The sequence below is a fragment of the Kitasatospora sp. NPDC048540 genome (assembly GCF_040651175.1).
Lineage (GTDB): Bacteria > Actinomycetota > Actinomycetes > Streptomycetales > Streptomycetaceae > Kitasatospora.
On sequence record NZ_JBEZIR010000034.1, the window covers coordinates 24,409 to 40,337 of the forward strand.

The 15,929-nt window shown below is 71.7% G+C and carries 10 protein-coding genes and 1 pseudogene; 7 read left to right on the forward strand and 4 right to left on the reverse strand.

The features are described 5' to 3' along the window. Positions 1-62: 62 nt before the first annotated feature. Positions 63-1,010, reverse strand: a pseudogene (locus AB0D08_RS16170) (hydrolase); the annotation flags it as partial. Positions 1,011-1,265: 255 nt separating this feature from the next. On the opposite strand from AB0D08_RS16170, the gene AB0D08_RS16175 reads away from it, so the two are divergent. After that, positions 1,266-2,372 carry a HoxN/HupN/NixA family nickel/cobalt transporter gene (locus AB0D08_RS16175; RefSeq protein WP_359889276.1) on the forward strand — a complete coding sequence of 369 codons (1,107 nt, stop codon included), beginning with the start codon at positions 1,266-1,268 and terminating at the stop codon, positions 2,370-2,372. A gap of 88 nt (positions 2,373-2,460) precedes the next feature. Here the strand turns inward: AB0D08_RS16175 and AB0D08_RS16180 are convergent, their stop codons facing one another. Then, positions 2,461-4,431 (reverse strand): NPCBM/NEW2 domain-containing protein, encoded by a 1,971-nt coding sequence (locus AB0D08_RS16180; RefSeq protein WP_359889337.1) that lies wholly within the window; start codon positions 4,429-4,431, stop codon positions 2,461-2,463. 665 nt (positions 4,432-5,096) lie between these two features. Between AB0D08_RS16180 and AB0D08_RS16185 the strand changes: the two genes are divergently transcribed. Then, positions 5,097-7,484: a lamin tail domain-containing protein gene (locus tag AB0D08_RS16185; protein WP_359889340.1), complete on the forward strand. Its 2,388-nt coding sequence runs from the start codon at positions 5,097-5,099 to the stop codon at positions 7,482-7,484. Positions 7,485-7,548: 64 nt separating this feature from the next. Here AB0D08_RS16185 and AB0D08_RS16190 read toward each other — a convergent pair whose 3' ends face one another. Continuing rightward, entirely contained in the window at positions 7,549-8,481 is a 933-nt protein-coding gene (locus AB0D08_RS16190) for an SGNH/GDSL hydrolase family protein (RefSeq protein ID WP_359889279.1), read from the reverse strand. Positions 8,482-8,802: 321 nt separating this feature from the next. Between AB0D08_RS16190 and AB0D08_RS16195 the strand changes: the two genes are divergently transcribed. The 5 genes from AB0D08_RS16195 to AB0D08_RS16215 all read left to right on the forward strand — a co-directional run bounded on the left by AB0D08_RS16195 (position 8,803) and on the right by AB0D08_RS16215 (position 15,389). Then, entirely contained in the window at positions 8,803-10,923 is a 2,121-nt protein-coding gene (locus tag AB0D08_RS16195; RefSeq protein ID WP_359889281.1) for an RICIN domain-containing protein, read from the forward strand. A gap of 181 nt (positions 10,924-11,104) precedes the next feature. Continuing rightward, positions 11,105-11,686, forward strand: coding sequence for a hypothetical protein (locus AB0D08_RS16200; RefSeq protein ID WP_033824259.1), 582 nt, complete (start codon positions 11,105-11,107; stop codon positions 11,684-11,686). Positions 11,687-12,029: 343 nt separating this feature from the next. Continuing rightward, on the forward strand, positions 12,030-13,685 hold the full coding sequence (locus AB0D08_RS16205; RefSeq protein ID WP_033824260.1) for an FAD-binding dehydrogenase: 1,656 nt from the start codon (positions 12,030-12,032) through the stop codon (positions 13,683-13,685). 283 nt (positions 13,686-13,968) lie between these two features. Continuing rightward, positions 13,969-14,382, forward strand: a complete 414-nt coding sequence (locus tag AB0D08_RS16210) for a (2Fe-2S) ferredoxin domain-containing protein (protein WP_359889285.1) — start codon at positions 13,969-13,971, stop codon at positions 14,380-14,382. Positions 14,383-14,492: 110 nt separating this feature from the next. Continuing rightward, on the forward strand, positions 14,493-15,389 hold the full coding sequence (locus AB0D08_RS16215; protein ID WP_033824261.1) for a prohibitin family protein: 897 nt from the start codon (positions 14,493-14,495) through the stop codon (positions 15,387-15,389). A gap of 9 nt (positions 15,390-15,398) precedes the next feature. Here the strand turns inward: AB0D08_RS16215 and AB0D08_RS16220 are convergent, their stop codons facing one another. After that, the gene (locus AB0D08_RS16220) at positions 15,399-15,893 is read right to left on the reverse strand and encodes a hypothetical protein (RefSeq protein WP_359889289.1); all 495 of its coding nucleotides are present in this window, start codon (positions 15,891-15,893) and stop codon (positions 15,399-15,401) included. Positions 15,894-15,929: the final 36 nt, after the last annotated feature.

The following is a 15,929-nucleotide window of genomic DNA, read 5'->3' on the forward strand; positions in this document are numbered from 1 at the left end:
GATGCGGAGCCCGCCGCCCCGGGTTTCCCCGGTCGGGAGGTCGACCTGCGGAACTACGCCTTGCTGAGCCAGGCGGTGGCGTTGAGGGCGAGGGCCGCGTCGGTGCCGGCGGGGTCGTTCCAGCCGTTGTAGAGGGTGTTGCCGCTCTGGCCGGTGCCGTCGTCGGCGGGTGAGCTGTCGCCCCAGATGGCCACCCGGCCGGCGCCGAAGGTGCTGGTGACGAAGAAGGCGCCGGTGGTGCCGCTGTAGCCGGTGCGGTACAGCAGGCCCTTGACGGCGGGGTTGTCGGCGGGCCTGAGGGTGAAGGTGGTGCCGTTGCGCAGGATCGAGCCGGTGACGGTGCCGAACGGGCCGTGCAGGACGGGGTCGGCGGCGTCGGTGACGGCGCGCGGGTTGTCGGTGGTGATGTTGAGCAGGTCGACGGAGAAGCCGAACGGGTCGGTGTCGTCGACGCCGTTGCCGGTCAGCAGATCGTTGATGATCTTCGGCGAGTCCCAGCCGTCGCTGTTGCGGTCGCTGTTGACGTGGTCGGAGACCAGGAACAGCCCGCCGCCGTTCTGCACGAACCGCATGATCGCGGTCTTCTCCGCCGCGCTGAATCTGGTGTTCGGCTCGGGCAGCACGAAGGTGTCGAAGTTGGCGAGGTCGAGGGTGCCGCCGGTGCCGTAGGTGATGGTCTGTCCGGCGGGCAGGGTCTTGAGGCTGTACTGGCCGGTCTTCTGCAGGGCGACGCCCCAGGCGGAGAGGGCGCCGGTCCAGCTCTTCTCGGTGCTGGGGTTCGGGTTCTGGGTGAGCGGGTCGGGCTGGGCGGTGCTGATGATCCAGTCGGCGTTGCCGGCCGTCTCGGCCTTGGTGTTGTCGAACAGCACCCGGTGCTTGGCCGCCGCGGCGACGGGGGCGGTGGTGGCGGCGGCCGTCGGCACCGGGACCGCGAGGGCGGTGAGGGCGGCGGTCAGCGCGGCTGCTGCGGCGGCGCCGGCGGCCCGGCGGGCCGGGCGGAAGCTGGTCATCTGTCGTTCCTCCGAGGGGGGTTGGGGATTCGGGCGGGACGAGCGAGGGAGAGTATCCGCGCGTAGACACAGGGGCCGAAAGGTTCGGCGGATGGCCGATCCATGTACGGTTCATGACATTTCTCGGGGGCTTCGGGCATCCGGCATGCGAGATACAGGCAGGCGAGGGGAATTCGCTGTTGCACATGATTTGCACATGGGTACAACAGCAGGGAAAACTGTCCCGGCTCGACCCCCGTACCGAGAGGACCCCCCATGCCAGCGCCTAGCCGTCTCCGCGACCGGCTCACCCGGGACGAGTGGATCCGCCTCGCGGGGATGGGTGCGTTCATCCTCGCCCTGCACGTGATCGGCTGGTTCACCCTGCTGGCGGTCATCGCGCCGCACCACTATGACGTCGGCGGCCAGGTCTTCGGGGCGGGCATGGGCCTCACCGCCTACACCCTGGGGATGCGGCACGCCTTCGACGCCGACCACATCGCCGCGATCGACAACACCACCCGCAAGCTGATGGGCCAGGGCAAGCGCCCGCTGTCGGTCGGCTTCTGGTTCTCGCTCGGCCACTCGTCGATCGTCTTCGGGCTGTGCGCGCTGCTCGCCTTCGGCATCCAGTCGCTGGCCGGCCAGGTGGAGTCGGACGAGTCCTCCCTGCACAACGCGACCGGCCTGATCGGCGTCAGCGTCTCCAGCACCTTCCTGCTGCTGATCGGCCTGATCAACCTGGGCGCCTTCAACGGCATCCTCAAGGTCTTCCGCCGGATGCGCGAAGGCGATTACGACGAGGCCGAGTTGGAGCGCCAGCTGGACAAGCGCGGCTTCATGAACCGGATCCTCGGCCGGGTCACCCGGGCCGTCACCAAGTCCTGGCACATGTACCCGGTCGGCCTGCTGTTCGGCCTCGGCTTCGACACCGCCACCGAGGTCTCGCTGCTGGTGCTGGCCGGCGGCGCGGCCGCCTTCTCGCTGCCCTGGTACGCGCTGCTGGTGCTGCCGGTGCTGTTCGCGGCCGGTATGAGCCTGCTGGACACCATCGACGGCTCGTTCATGAACTTCGCCTACGAGTGGGCGTTCTCCAAGCCGGTCCGCAAGATCTACTACAACCTCACGGTGACCGGCCTGTCCGTGCTGGTCGCCCTGGTGATCGGCAGCATCGAGCTGATCGGCCTGCTCTCCGAGAAGCTGGACATCACCGCCGGCCCGGTCGGCTGGATCGCCGAGCTGGACCTCAACCTGGTCGGCTACGCCATCGTCGGCCTGTTCGTGCTCACCTGGGCGGTGGCGGCCGCGTACTGGAAGTTCGGCAAGGTCGAGCAGAAGTGGTCGACCGCGCTGCGCGAGCCGGCCGCCGTGGAGGCCGACTGAGCAGGCCCCGGACCAGCCGTGCGAGGCCCGCCCGACAGCCGTCGGGCGGGCCTCGCGCGCGTGACCGGGTCGGACCGTGGTCAGCAGGTCAGCAGGTCAGCTGCGGGGCCGCCCAGTCGGCGTGGTCGGAGGCGGCGCCATCGCCGCCGTCGGTGACCACCAGGCGCAGCTCCAGCGCTCCGGTCAGGTCGGCGGTCAGGTGCTTGGCCGCGTCCTGGTAGGTGAGCAGGCCGCTGTCGGCGACCTTGGTGTTGTCCTTCCAGATCTGGAAGACCACCGAGCCGCGGGTCGCGGACTCGTCGTCCACGCCCACGTCGGTGGTCAGGCCGGTGCAGTCGCCGCCGAGGTAGTAGGTGATCTCGCTGTACGCGTTGGTGCCGAGGCCCTTGGCGTAGGTGGCGCCCTGGACGGTGATCGGGTGGCCGTCCCCGGCGGGGGCCTCGTTGTTGCTGCGGTCGTGCTCGACCGGGCCCCAGCCGTTGACGGCGGCGGACCAGGGCAGGTCGCTCAGCGGGTGGGTGCCGGCCGAGGGGCCGCCGCCGCAGGCGAGCCGGGGCTCGGCCCAGTCGGCGTGGTCGTAGCTCATGCCGTCGCCGGCGTCGGTGACCACCAGCCGCAGCCGGGTGCCGCCGGTGAGGTCGGCGCTCAGGTGCTTGACGGCGTCGCGGCCGGTCAGCCGGCCGCTGTCGGCGACCTTGGCGTCGTCCTTCCAGATCTGGAAGTCCACCGAGCCGTTGCCGCCGGTCTCGTCGTCGACGCCGACGTCGACGGTGAGGTTGCGGCAGGTGCCGCCGAGGAAGTAGCCGACCTCGCTGCCCGCGTGGACGCCGAGGCCGCGGCTGTACTGGGTGCCGCGCAGCGCCATGGTGCGCCCGTCGCCGGCCGCGGTGTCACCGTTGGAGCGGTCGCGCTCCACCGGGCCCCAGCCGTTGACCGCGGAGCTCCAGGACAGGTCGCTCAGCCGGTTCATGCCGCCCGGCGGGGGGACCGGGGTGCCCGGGGTGACCCGGAGCATCACCGTGCCGTGCGGCGGCACCGAGGCGCTGATCGCACCGGTGGTGCTGCTGCTCTGCTTGCTCCACAGGTCCTTGACGGCGTACGAGGTGGCGCCGCCGATGCCGACCGCCTGGACGGTGGTGGCCACGGTGGCGGTGTACGAGCCCTCGTTGGTCAGGGTGACCGAGCGGCTGCCGTCCGCGAGCGGCTTGGACATCACCACCTTGCCGCCGGTGGAGGACACCACGGTGCCCTGCCGTCCCAGCGGGTCCTGGTCGACGGCTATCACGTCCTTGTTGGTCAGGATCGCGAGCGTCTCGGGGTCCGCGGTGCGCAGGTCGGTGCCGATCAGCAGCGGGGCGGCCATCTGGGCCCAGAGGCTGAAGTGGGTGCGGTACTCGGTGTCGGTCATGCCGCCGTTGCCGACCTCCAGCATGTCCGGGTCGTTCCAGGCGCCGATCCGGGCGTACGGGGCGAGCTGCTGGTTCTGGTGCGCGATGGTGATCATGCTGGACCAGGTGTCGCTGATGTCCCCGGTCGTGCGCCAGGAGTTGCCGACCGGCTGCGCCCAGCCCCAGGGCTGGTTGGCGCCCCATTCGCAGATCGAGAACAGGATCGGGCGGCCGGTCGCCGCGAGCGCGTCCCGCATCGCCTTGTAGCGCTGCTGGGCGTCCACGCCCTGGTTGTTGCAGTTGTCGTACTTCAGGTAGTCGACGCCCCAGGACGCCCAGAGGTTGGCGTCCTGCTGCTCGTGGCCGAGGCCGCCGGGGAAGCCCTTGACGTCACAGGTCTTGCTGCCGGCGCTGGAGTAGAGGCCGAACTTGAGGCCCTTGTCGTGCACGTAGTCGGCCAGCGCCTTGATGCCGTGCGGGAAGCGGACCGGGTCGGGCACCAGGTTGCCGGCCGCGTCGCGGGCGGGCAGGGCCCAGCAGTCGTCGAGGTTGACGTACCGGTACCCGGCGTCCTTGAGGCCCTTGGAGACGAAGAGGTCGGCGATGCCCTTGACCATCGCCTCGTCGAAGTCGTCCCCGCACCAGGTGGAGTTCCAGTTGTTGAAACCCATCTGCGGGGTGAGGGCGAGTCCGTTGGCGAGGGCGAGGGCTGGCGGGGCGCCGGCCAGCTGGACGGCCGCGGTGAGGGCCACGCCGCCGGTGAGTAACGCGAGCGAGGTGAGCGCGGACGCCGAACGGCGGCGCCAGGAGGCTCTGCGGGACAGCACGTGAGGGCTCCTGCGGGTGAGAGGTGGCCGGTTGCGAAGGCGATCAGAAAGCAACCAAAGCCAACGCGTTCCAACGTAATGTCACACATGACAGCGCCGTTTCATGGCCGCGTCAAGAGTGTTGACACACCGTCCGTTCGGCGCGGCACTCGGCGCCGGGCGAGGACTGACCGAAATCAACAGCCCGGAACCCGCACGTTGGAAAATGGTGGATCATGAACGGCCCGGGCCGGCCGGGGTGGGCGACGGTTGGACGTGTCTGCGCCAAGAGTTAACGCACAGGCCCTTGTCGGGTCATTTTCTACGCGCGTATCTTGGCTTCGCCGAAGCGCCCACAGGCTTCGGATCTACGCGAGTAGTAAGCGCTCTGACACACCCTCAAGCGCCCGGAGACCTCCCGTCGGCCGGGCCACCTCGCTGCCCGGAACCGGCCCGCCGTGACGGCCGGGCAGACCTAAGGAGTCCTGATACCGGTGTCCAAGCCCACCGCCGCCCGCTCACGCCGGGCGCTGCTGCGCGCCACCATCATCCCGGCCGGCGTCGCGGCCTCGCTCGTCCTGGTCCCGCTGCCGGGCGCCGTTGCCGCGCCCTCCGCCGACGCGGTGATCTCCGAGGTCTACGGCGGTGGCGGCAACTCCGGCGCCACCCTGAAGAACGACTTCATCGAGCTCGCCAACAAGGGCGGCGCCGCGTTCGGCCTGACCGGCTGGAGCGTGCAGTACATCTCGGCCAGCCCCGGCCCGACCTCCACCTGGAGCGTCACCCCGCTGACCGGTTCGATAGCCCCCGGCGGCCGCTTCCTGGTCGCCGAGTCGGCCGGCACCGGCGGCACCGTCGAGCTGCCCGCCCCGGACGCCACCGGCACCCTCGCGCTGTCCGGCACGGCCGGCACCGTCGCCCTGGTGCAGGGCACCACCGCGCTCACCTGCAAGACCGCCGCGGACTGCGCCGCCGACCCGAAGGTCCGCGACCTGGTGGGCTTCGGCACCGCCGTGGTCCGCGAGGGCAGCGGCCCTGCCGCCGGCGCGAGCAACACCGCCTCGGTGGCCCGTGCGGCCGACCTCGCCGACACCGACGACAACGCGGCCGACCTCAAGGCCGGCGACCCGACGCCGACCAACAGCAAGGGCGACACCACCGGCGGCCCGACCACCCCGCCGAACCCGACCGAGCCCGGCTCGGTGCGGATCCACGACATCCAGGGCAACACCCGCATCTCGCCCAAGGCCGGCCAGACCATCCAGGGCATCCCCGGCGTGGTCACCGGCGTGCGCACCTACGGCTCCAAGGGCTTCTGGATCCAGGACACCAACCCGGACGCCGACCCGGCCACCAGCGAGGGCGTGTTCGTCTACACCGGCAGCGCCACCCCGACCGTCAAGGCCGGTGACGCGGTCCTGGTCACCGCCAAGGTCAGCGAGTACTACCCGAACCAGGCCGGCGGCAGCCAGTCCGTCACCGAGCTGACCAACCCGCTGGTCACCGTGGTCTCCTCCGGAAACCCGGTGCCCGCCCCGGTGGTGCTGAACGATGACTCCATCCCCGAGGCGTACACCGCCGACGCGGCCGGCGGCACGATCGAGGCCAACATCCTCAAGCCCGGCAGCTACGCGCTGGACCTGTTCGAGTCCCTGGAGGGGATGAACGTCCAGGTCAAGAACGTCCGCGTGGTGCAGGCCACCGACCAGTACCACGAGCTGTGGGTGGAGGCCCGGCGCCAGGACGAGAAGTCCAAGCGCGGCGGCGCCATCTACCTGGGCTACGACAGGCCCAACTCCGGCCGGCTGATGGTGCAGGCGCTCGCGCCCGAGGCAGAGAAGCCGTTCCCGCTGGCCAACGTCGGTGACCGGCTGCAGGGCGTGACCTCCGGCCCGCTGGACTACAACCAGTTCGGCGGTTACACCCTGGTGGCGTCCACCCTCGGCGCACTCCAGGACAACGGCCTGCAGCGTGAGGTCACCAAGGAGGCGGCGGCCGGCGAGCTGTCCATCGCCACCTACAACGTGGAGAACCTCGACCCGAGCGACCCGGACAGCAAGTTCGGCGAGCTCGCCAAGGGCGTGGTGACCAACCTGCGCTCGCCCGACATCGTCACCCTGGAGGAGATCCAGGACAACAACGGCGCCACCAACGACGGCACCGTGGACGCCGGCGCCACCGTGGCCAAGTTCATCGCCGCGATCAAGGCGGCCGGCGGCCCGGCGTACGAGTGGCGCTCCATCAACCCGGAGAACAACAAGGACGGTGGCGAGCCCGGCGGCAACATCCGCCAGGTCTTCCTGTTCAACCCGCAGCGGGTCTCCTTCACCGACATCGCCGGCGGCGGCGCCACCACCGCGGTGGACGTCACCGGCAAGGGGAGCACCACCGCGCTGACCGCCTCCCCGGGCCGGATCGACCCCGGCAACGAGGCCTGGAACACCAGCCGCAAGCCGCTGGTCGGCCAGTTCTCGTTCAAGGGCAAGAAGGTCTTCGTCATCGCCAACCACTTCAACAGCAAGGGCGGCGACCAGGGCATCGACAGCCGCTTCCAGGCGCCGACCCGCTCCTCCGAGGTGCAGCGGGTCAAGCAGGCCGGCATCGAGCAGGCCTTCGTCGCCAAGCTGCTGGCCGCCGACCCGCAGGCCAAGGTGGTCTCGCTCGGCGACTTCAACGACTACCAGTTCTCCCCGGCGCTGACCGCGCTGACCAAGGACTGCGTGCTGCGCGACCTGGTGAACGAGCTCCCGGAGAAGCAGCGTTACTCCTACGTCTACCAGGGCAACTCCCAGGTGCTGGACCACATCCTGGTCAGCCCCGGGCTGACCCACGCCAAGTACGACGTGGTGCACATCAACAGCGAGTTCGCGAACCAGGCCAGCGACCACGACCCGCAGGTGGTCCGCGTCAAGCCGTGACCCGGCGGCGGTGAACGGAACGGGGCGGGGCCGCGCACAGCGGTCCCGCCCCGTTCCGTCGGTGTCAGCGGCCGAGCGTCTTCAGCACGGCGCGGGACATCACCGCCTCGCCGGTCGCGTTCGGGTGGAACGGGACGGCGAGCGAGTGCGGGATGGTGCCCTCGATCCAGCGGTCGTCCGAGCAGATGTCGTGGCCCTTGGTCGGCGTCGCGGTGTCCACGTAGGTGGTGCCGTTCGCGGCCGCGGTGGAGGCCAGCATCGAGTTGAGACTGCCGAGCACGCCGCGCAGGTAGGCCACGTCGCCGACGGTGACGGGCTGGCGGCCGACGCAGTTCCACTCGTCGTCGGGCAGCACGGACGGGTAGCCGACCAGCAGCACCTTGGCCTTCGGCGCCTTGGCGTGGATCCGCTGCAGGGCGTCGGCGAGCTGCGGGCGGGCCGCGTCGATCCGCTGCCGCAGGGTGTCCGTGCCCCACTGCCAGCTCCAACTGCTCCAGTCCCAGTGGCCGTCGGCGTAGTGGTCCTTGCAGGGGGTGCCGAGCGGGTTGACCACCGCGCCGCCGATGCAGGTGGCGATCACGTCGGCGATGCCGAGGTCGGAGGTGCCCAGGTCGTTGCCGCCGATGCCGACGGTGATCAGTTCGGTGTCGGCGGTGACCGAGTCGATCTGAGGGTCGTTCACCCGGATGAAGGCGTCGTACTGGGCCGAGGTGATGGCCTTGATCTTGGCGGCCGAGCAGGTGGTGTCGGTGTACGCGCTGCTCTTGAGGGCGGCGGCGACCAGGTGTCCGTAGTTGTGGTCGGAGCGCAGGCACAGGCCGGCCGACTGGCCGGGCACGCCCGCGCCGGCGGCGTAGGAGTCGCCGAGCGCCACGTACTTGCCGGTGCCGCCGGCGGCCTGGGCGGGGGCACCGAGCGCGGTGAGCGCGGTGAGTGCGGCGGACAGCAGCACGCCGCCGGCCAGGACGGACTTTCGCTTCAGGGCAGGGCCGAGCACGGTTCCTCCTGGGGGAGAGAAACGAGGGTGGGTGGTGGGGTACGTGAGCTGGGCCACAGCGTCTTACTGATTGGTAAGTTACTGGCACGTTAACGGGGTGTCCAGGTTTCCGCCCCAGCGAATTGCTGCTGAATCCTGGTCAACTTCCTTGGGAATTACGCTCCATGGTGGAGCGATGGCATGGCTTCCACGGGTGGCCCGAGAGCCTCGCCAACCTGTCCGAAAAAAATCTGTGCGATTTTCCGTTATCCCCTCCCGTCCCACCCGTCTCCTAGGTGTCGGCACCCACGACCGACACCTGCCGATGAGGGAGAGACACGCATGGGACGCAGGGGAGCGGTCACGCACCGCCGCCGAAACCGCCGTGGCCGGCTGCTGGTGGCAGCCACCGTGACAGCAGGCCTCATCGCGGGAGCCGTCACGATCGGCACCGCGCTGGAGGGCGACCGGCCGGTCGTCGTCTCCGCCGACGCCGCCGTCACCCAGGAGATAGGCCCGGCGGCCGGACCGCTGCACAACGAGGCCCCCGCCCCGGTCACCGCGGTGCCGGCCAGCGACACCGGGAAGGGCATGGTGTACACCGGCCTGGTTCCCGCCGCAGGTGGCGACAAGTGTGCCGGTGTGTACAAGGTGTCCGACGCGGGTCTGTGCACCCACGGCCCGGACGAGGCGCCCAAGGGCGTCGACATCCACCAGGACGCCAAGCCCGTCGCGGCCGCCGCCGCCGAGCCGGCCGCGCTGACCGTCGCCTCCGACGCCGCGCCGTCCGCCGCCGACCTGCTCGGCGGGCAGACCGTCTTCGACGTCCAGTCCGGCAGCGCGCTGGCCTCCGAGGCCCCGGCCGCCGGCGGTACCCCCGCCTCCGCCGCCGCGGCCGCCGCCGGCACCGCCGTGGTCTGCGACGGCGACGGCAGCACCGGCAACCGGGTCCAGGTGCTGTACGTGCACGCCCCCGGCAAGGACCGTTTCGGCCAGTACCTGCCCTCGTTCAAGAAGTGGGCGGCCGACGCCGACGTCATCTACAACGCCAGTGCCGAGGAGACCGGCGGCACCCGGCACATCCGCTTCGTCACCGAGTCCGACTGCTCGGCCGCGGTGCTGAACGTCGAGCTCTCGGCCTCCGCGCTGCAGGAGTTCGGCGCCACCAACAACGCGCTGGCCCAGCAGGGGTTCAACCGCAAGGACCGCAAGTACATGATCTTCGCGGATGCCCAGGTCTACTGCGGCATCGGCACCTTCGCCGGTGACGAGCGCCCCGGCAAGGACAACCTGAGCAACTTCGGCCCGTCCTACGGCCGTACCGACGGCGGCTGCTGGGGCGGCTCCACCGCCGCCCACGAGCTCGGCCACAACCTCGGCGCGGTCAACAACAGCGCGCCCAACAGCAGCAAGGCCGGCCACTGCGTCGACGAGTGGGACATCATGTGCTACTCGGACGCGCCGTACTACCCGCAGATGGTCACCAAGTGCCCCAACCGCGCCAGTGACGACCGGCTGGACTGCAACCACGACGACTACTACAACACCAACCCGGCCGCGGGCAGCTACCTCACCACCCACTGGAACGTGGCCAACAACCAGTTCCTGATCTCCGGCGGCGGCACCGGCCCCAACCCGACGCCGACCCCGACCGCCACGGCGACCAAGACCGGCAGCCCGTCGCCCAACCCGAGCCCGAGCCCGAGCCCGACCAAGTCGCCGACCGGCTCCCCGAGCCCGACCGCCAGCCCCAGCCCGACCGGCGGTCCGGTCGCGCCCGACGTGGCGATCGGTCAGCTCACCCAGAACTCCGTGGTGCTGAGCTGGTCCCAGACGGCCGGCGCGAGCGGCTACGACATCGTGCTGGACGGCCGCACCCTCGGCACCGTCCGCTCCACCGCGGTGCGCCTGATCAACCTGCGCCCCGACACCGCGTACAAGATCGCCGTCGCGGTGCGCGACCAGTCCGGCAAGGCGGGCAAGGCCGGTCGTGAGGCCTCCTTCCGCACCCCGAAGGCCGCGGGCCCCGGCCCGACCAAGCCCGGCACCAAGTACACGATGACCAACAGCCTGACCGGCCAGGCCGCCGACATGTGGGGCGGCTCGACCAACGACGGCGCCGTGCTGATCGGCTACCAGCGCACCGGCTACGCCAACCAGCAGTGGACGTTCGAGGACCAGGGCGGCGGCAACCTGCGGATCCGCTCGGTGCGTTCCGACAAGTGCCTGCAGATCGGCGGCAACGCGGTGGCCGGCCAGTACGTGATGCAGCAGCCGTGCAGCAGCGCCGACACCCAGCAGTGGACCGTCAACGCCAGCGGCAGCGGCTACACGCTGACCGCCAAGGGCTCCTCGCTGGTGCTCGGCGCCAGCAAGCGCTGGTACTACGGCGGCTGGCTGCTGGAACTGCAGAAGGCGAACGAGCAGTCCTACCAGAACTGGACCATCCAGCCGGTCTCCTAGACCGCCCGCACCGGTGGGGCGGGACCGACCTCCCGCCCCACCCCCGGTACGCGAATCCGCCGCGGCGCCCAGGCGCCCGGCGGTGCTGCGTACCGCGGCCCGTTCCGCACCACCACCGCTGCACCGCACCACCGCTCGACCGCACTCCCGCACCCCGCACGACCGTCCGAGGAGCCACCGCATGCGCATCCGCACGCTCGCCGCAGCCGCCGTGATGGCCGGCCTCGCCGTCCTGGGCGGGGCCGGCCAGGCCGGCGCCCACGGCGACACCATCGTCTTCAAGATCTCCGCGCTGGGGGACGGCCACACCCGGGCCGCCGCCACCTGGGCGAACGACAACGACCCGGTCACCGACAAGGTCGCCGCGACCCTCAGCGCGACCGCCGACGACGGCCGGACGGTCGGCCCCTGGAAGCTGGAGGCGGTGGCCGGCACCCCCGGGACCTTCACCACCGCGCTGGCCCTGCCGCCCGGCCACTGGGCGGTGACCGTCGAGTCCGGGTTCCCGGCGCTCGGCCGCGGCCAGGCCGACCTCACGGTGACCGCGGTGCCGGGCACCACGGCCGGTGAGGGGGGCACGGCCGGCCCGGCCGTGCCCCCGTCGTCCGCGGCGCCGACCGGTACCCCGGCGGCCGTGGCCGAGACGGCGGACTCCGCCGATGCGGGCCCCAACTGGGTCATCGCGGTGGCCGCGGTGCTGGCCGCCGTCGCCGCGGTGGTGGTCTCCGCCGCCCTGCTGCGACGGCGCCGCGCGGCACGCTGACCCCGCCGCCCGCGCACCCCGCCCGGCCTCGGCCCGGGACACCGGAGGACCCCGGTGTCCCGGGCCGCTCCCGTTGCGGTGCGCCGTCTCCCGTCGCGGTGCACGCTGTCCGGCCGCGGTGCATCGTGGGCGATCCGCCCTTGGCGGGAGCGGGGAGGGGCTACTTCCGGCCGTCCGCCGCGCGCGGCGCCGATATCCGCCGGCATTTCCACCGGCGGGGGGACGGCAATTCGGCTACGGGGTGGAGCGCAATTCCGCCGGACGGTTTGTTACCCGCCGGTTGACCCCGGGGCCCGCAGGCCGCAGTATCGGGGCACCCACCGAGCCCTGGAGGACCGTTCGCATGGCACTGGACGCCGACGTCATCGTGATCGGAGCCGGCCTCGCGGGCCTGGTCGCCACCGCCGAACTCGCCGACGCGGGACGCAAGGTGATCCTCCTCGACCAGGAACCGGAGACCAACCTCGGCGGTCAGGCCCACTGGTCCTTCGGCGGGCTGTTCCTGGTGGACTCGCCCGAACAGCGCCGGATGCGGATCCGCGACTCGCACGAACTCGCCTGGCAGGACTGGCTCGGCACGGCCGGCTTCGACCGCCCCGAGGACGAGTGGCCCCGCCGGTGGGCCGAGGCCTACGTGGACTTCGCGGCCGGGGAGAAGCGCTCCTGGCTGCACCGCCAGGGCGTGCGGTTCTTCCCCGTGGTCGGCTGGGCCGAACGCGGCGGACTGCTCGCCAGCGGCCCCGGCAACTCGGTGCCGCGCTTCCACATCACCTGGGGCACCGGACCCGGCCTGGTCGAGCCGTTCGCCCGGCGGGTACGGGCGGCGGTCGCCGCCGGCCGGGTGGAACTGCGGTTCCGGCACCGGGTCACCGGGCTGGCCGCCACGGCGGGCGCCGTCGACACCGTCAGCGGCGAGGTACTGGTGCCGAGCGACGTCCGCCGCGGCGAGGCCAGCTCCCGCGAGGTCGCGGGGGCCTTCGAACTCCGGGCCCAGGCGGTGGTCGTCTCCTCCGGCGGGATCGGCGGCAACCACGAACTGGTCCGCAAGGCCTGGCCGGCCCGGCTCGGCACCCCGCCCGAGCGGCTGCTGTCCGGCGTTCCCGCGCACGTCGACGGCCTGATGCTGGGCATCGCCGGCGCGGCCGGCGGCCACCTGATCAACGGCGACCGGATGTGGCACTACACCGAGGGCATCGAGAACTGGGACCCGATCTGGGCCCGGCACGGCATCCGGATCCTGCCCGGGCCGTCCTCGCTCTGGCTCGACGCCCGCGGCAACCGGCTGCCCGTCCCGCTGTTCCCCGGCTTCGACACCCTCGGCACCCTCGAACACATCATGACCACCGGGCACGACCACACCTGGTTCGTCCTCACCCAGAAGATCATCGAGAAGGAGTTCGCGCTCTCCGGCTCCGAGCAGAACCCCGACCTCACCGGGAAGTCCGTCAAGGGCGTGCTCGGACGGGCGCTGCCGGGCGCGACCGGGCCGGTCGAGGCGTTCAAGAAGCACGGCGCCGACTTCGTGGTCGCCGACACCCTCACCGAACTGGTCCGGGGCATGAACGCCAAGACCCCCGAAGCGCCGATCGACGAGGCCGCGCTGCGGCGCGAGATCGAGGCCCGCGACCGGGAGATGGCCAACCCGTTCAGCAAGGACCTCCAGGTGACCGCCATCCACGGCGCCCGCCGCTACCTCGGCGACAAGCTCATCCGCACCGCCACCCCGCACCGCCTGCTCGACCCCAAGGCCGGCCCGCTGATCGCCGTCCGGCTCAACATCCTCACCCGCAAGTCGCTCGGCGGACTCCAGACCGACCTGTCCTCGCGGGTGCTGCGGGCGGACGGGTCCGTGCTGGACGGCCTCTACGCGGCCGGCGAGGCAGCCGGGTTCGGCGGCGGCGGCGTCCACGGCTACCGCTCCCTGGAGGGGACCTTCCTCGGCGGGTGCATCTTCTCCGGCCGCGCGGCAGGGCGGGCGGCGGCGCAGGCAACGGCCTGAGGCCGGGGGATGCTCCCAGTGCCCCTGAGTGGGTTGCTCGTCAGGGGCGCGGGGAACTGCGCGGGGCGGGAGCGTGTGGGGGCGTGGGTGGCGAGGGTGGGTGGGGGTGTCGTGCGTTGCCGGGTTTGAGGTGGGGGTCTTCCGCTGCGCGCAGTTCCTCGCGCCCCTGGGGGGCTGGTCGTTGGGGGTGCCTCGCTGGGGGGCGGGGTGGTGGGGGAGAATCGGCGGAGGATCGAGTGGTCCGCCGCCGGTCCTGGTGGTGGGCCCCGGTGGGAGGAGACCGATGGCCCGCATGCCCCGCAAGGAACCCGTCGCCCCGGCCGCGCCGGTGACGGTGACGGTCTGCCGGGGGTGCTGCTGCGGCGTGGCCGCCAAGTACCCGGGGGTGGACCACCCCGGCCAGGTGGCGAAGTTGAAGGCGGACGTGGGTACGGCGGGCAAGGTCCGGGTGGTCGACTGCCTGGACGTCTGCGACCACGCCAACGTGGTGGTGGTCAGTCCCTCGGCGGAGGGCCGGCGGGCCGGTGGGCGGCCGGTGTGGCTGGGCTGGGTGTTCCAGGACGACATGCTGGACGACATCACCGACTGGGTGCGGGCGGGCGGCCCGGGGGTGGCCGACGCCCCGGGGACCTTGGACCTCCAGGCGTTCGCGGTGTCCCGCCGGGTCCGCGAGGGGCTCCCGGAGCAGGCGCGCTGACCGGCCGAATCCACCCTGGCTGATGGTCAGCATCTCGGTTCGGCTGATGAGAACGGGCCGGTGTCCCTACGCTGCTGGTGTCCTGATGTGTGACCAGGGGGGATGCGACGATGTTCTACTTCTCGATCCTGCTTCTTGCCGCCGGCGTCGTGCTGGTGGTGCTCAGGCGCCGTTCCGTGGTCGAGTTCCGGTTCGCGATGCTCACCGGGGTGCTGGTGGGTGCGGTCGGACTGCTGCTGGGGCTGAGCACGTTCGTGTACGTGGTGGAGCCGTACCAGGTCGGGGTGCCGACCTCGCTCGGTTCGGTGGGTTCGACCTGGCAGCCGGGGCTGCACCTGAAGACGCCGCTGACCGAGGTCACCACGTTCTCGACCCGGCCCTCGGACCTCAACCTGACCGGCAACGACACGGTCGAGGTCCGCTCGTCCGAGGGCGGGGTGCTGTACGTCGACCTGACCGTGAAGTGGTCGATCGACCCGCAGCACGCGCTGGCGCTCTACAAGCTGTCCGGCAGCTCGGACGGCGTCCAGCAGCGGCTGGTCTACCCGGACACCCGGGAGATCGTGCGCAACGTCTTCGCCAAGCACACCAGCGTGGAGGGCTACGCCTCGCAGCGGGAGGTCATCAACTCCGAGATGGAGCAGATCATCACGGGCCGGCTGGCGCCGCGCGGGATCATCGTGAACGGCGTGAACCTGCGCAACGTCAAGCCCAGTGACGTCCTGCAGAAGGCGATCGACCAGAAGATCCAGCAGGACCAGGCGACCGAGCAGGCCGCGGCCGCGGTGCTGACCGCCAAGGCGGAGGCGGAGAAGCGCCGGATCGAGGCGGAGAGCCAGGCCCAGGCCAACACGGTGATCGCCAACTCGCTGACCGACCGGATCCTGATGAGCCAGTGCATCGACGCGTTCAAGGCCGCGGCCGAGAAGAACCCGGTGTACGCCAGCCCGTGCGGCTCGGGGGCGGGCGGCAGCGCGCCGCTGATCGTGGACGGCACCAAGCGTTAGGCGGGGGTCTCAGGCCGGCGGGGCGGGGCGGCGGCCGGCGCCCTCCGGCCAGACCACCTCGACCGGGATGCCGGCCCGGCGGGCGGCGGCGACCATGTGGGCGGTGCCGCCGCGGCCGTTGCCGGGCAGGCCGTCCCAGACCGCGACCAACAGGTCGGCCCGGCGCAGCAGTTCGGTGTTGGCCGCTTCGTAGGCGTCGGCGTCCGGGGTGTCGAACGGCAGGACGAGCACCTCGGCGGCGGCGTGCCGGAGCCGGTCGAACTCGGCGGTGTAGCCGGCGTCGACGGTGTCCCGGTAGGCGGGGGAGGGGATCACCGCGACCAGGGCCCCGCCGGCGGCCAGCACGGCGTCGGCGAACAGGGCGTCGGCGCCCGGGGCCAGGCAGGAGACGCCGGTGAGGGCGGCGGCGGGGTGGCCGGCCAGCAGGCGGCCGAGGGCCGCGCGGACCAGGTGGACGGTCGGGTCGGTGAGGTGGAGATGGCCGGTCACCGCGATCACCGTCACTGGCACTCCTCCTGTCGGCTGACCGGATGCTACCGG